Genomic DNA, 599 nt, shown 5'->3' on the forward strand with positions numbered 1-599 from the left:
CCGAGGTGCGGACGCGTGACGGCACGGCGCGTGGCCGCACCGAGGCGGCCGACGTCGGAAGACATCCCTGTAGCACGTCTTATATACCAATAATGATCATCTCGTTAGATCACATAACACCACAATAGAGGACACCGAAAAATGGCCAAACCTCAGCATTTACCCCGTCATAACCTCGAACTGGCACCGGATGCCAAGGGCCGGTTATTTTTTGATCGAAACCAGTTTTGCGATCTCTCCGAGGTCAATGTGCTGCACTCCGGTGTGGACACCGTGCGTCAGCTCTATCGTGGATACCTCAAACCCGGGTTTATTGAGGACATGGACACCAAAGGGGGCATTATTAACCTCGGAGGCTACGAATGGTGTGCAGGACGCATTGGCCGGGACTCTGGCTACCAGTACAAGCTACAGAATGCGGATCTGGGTTTGATTCTGCTGTTCAAGAACTTCAACGTAAAAGCCACACACAGTGGCCCGCACCTGAAAATTGAAGCCTCCCCGCACCTGATCGACCAGACCACACCGCATCAGCTACAGAGAATGATGAACCTTCTGGCCGGTGAAATCCTCGACAGTTGGGAGTTGAATCAATCCGC

The 599-nt window shown here is 53.4% G+C and carries 1 pseudogene; it reads left to right on the forward strand.

Features of this window, described 5'->3' with window-relative positions:
• Positions 1-141: 141 nt before the first annotated feature.
• Positions 142-599: pseudogene (locus AAE484_RS17420) on the forward strand (hypothetical protein); the annotation flags it as partial.

Origin of the sequence: Marinimicrobium sp. C2-29 (assembly GCF_038419845.1) — a bacterium.
Classification (GTDB): domain Bacteria; phylum Pseudomonadota; class Gammaproteobacteria; order Pseudomonadales; family Cellvibrionaceae; genus Marinimicrobium.